At 75.8% G+C, this 1,469-nt stretch carries 1 protein-coding gene; it reads left to right on the forward strand.

Annotated features, from left to right (window positions below; translation table 11 throughout):
• Positions 1–298: 298 nt before the first annotated feature.
• Positions 299–1,469: Hsp70 family protein (locus MXD58_RS27425; RefSeq protein ID WP_250610934.1), on the forward strand; the 1,171-nt coding region annotated here is incomplete at its 3' end.

Genomic DNA, 1,469 nt, shown 5'->3' on the forward strand with positions numbered 1-1,469 from the left:
CCTCGACCCAGCGCCGCCGCACATCGACCCAGGCCCCCGGCGACAGCGGGCGCCGCCGCACGGCCGACCCGAGCGGCCCGACCTCGACCGCGGGTGCGGCGTCGAGCAGCGAGGCCTGGAAGGGCGCGATTCCCACAGCCGACAGCATACCAAACATACGTTCGAACCCGGATCGCTCGACACCCGACGTGCCCGTCGCGGACCAGCCGGATCGACGGCCCGCGCCGTCGCCATAGACTGACGGGACGCAGGCGGAGGAGTCGCCCCAGTGAGGGTTGGACCGCCAGGGGGGAGCGCGGTGCCGTACGGCCTCGGAGTCGATCTCGGGACGACCTTCACCGCCGTCGCCGTCGGCCTGCCGTCCACCCCCTCCCCCGGCGGCGCCGGGCGGCCGCACATCGAGATGGTGAGCCTGGGCAACACCAGCTTCGTCACCCCGACGGTCGCCTTCGCCGACCGCGACGGCCGGATGCTGACCGGCGAGGCCGCGTCGCGCCGGGCGGTGACCGAACCCACCCGGGCCGCCCGGGGCTTCAAGCGCAGCCTGGGTGATCCCACGCCGCTGGTGCTCGGCGACGCCCCCTACTCCCCCGCTGCGCTGCTCGCCGCGACGCTGGCGGACGCCGTGCGGGCGGTGACCGAGGTCCGCGGGACGCCGCCGACCGGCGTGGTGCTGACCCGGCCGGCGGTCTGGGGGCCATACCGGATGGAGCAGTTCGACGCGGTGCCCCGCCTGGCCGGGATCGGGCCGGTCGGGCTGATCACCGAGCCGGAGGCCGCGGTGACCCACTACACGGCCGACCGGCCGCTCGCCGACGGCGAGGTCGTCGCCGTCTACGACCTCGGCGGCGGCACGTTCGACACCGCGGTGCTGCGGTTCGAAGGCGACCAGGCACGCATCCTCGGCATGCCGGAGGGGGTGGAGTGGCTCGGCGGCATCGACTTCGACGAGGCCGTGCTGCATCACGTCGATCAGCGTCTCGACGGCGCGGTCAGCGCGCTGGACCCCGCCGACCGGGAGGCGGCGGTGGGCCTGGCCCGGCTGCGCCAGGACGTCGTGCTGGCGAAGGAGGCGCTGTCGTACGACGAGGAGACGGCGATCCAGGTGTTCCTGCCCGGGGCGCGGCGCGAGGTGCGCCTGACCCGCGCGCAGTTCGAGGACATGGTCGGCCCCGCCATCGACACGACCGTGGAGGCGCTGCACCGCGCCCTGCGCTCCGCTGAGGTCAGCCCCGCGGACCTCAGCGCGGTGCTGCTCGCCGGCGGTTCGTCGCGCATTCCGCTGGTGGCCCGCAGCGTGCGGGCCGCGCTCGGGCGTCCCACCGTCGTCGACGCCCATCCCAAGCATGTCGTGGCCCTCGGCGCCGCCCGCCTCGCCGCCCGCTTCGCCGCCACAGTGGGCCAGCCCACCCGTTCCCCCGGGCCGCGGGCCGGGGGTTCACGCTCCCCGCGCGAGCGCGGCCCGGACA

Origin of the sequence: Frankia sp. AgKG'84/4 (genome assembly GCF_023242965.2) — a bacterium.
Classification (GTDB): domain Bacteria; phylum Actinomycetota; class Actinomycetes; order Frankiales; family Frankiaceae; genus Frankia.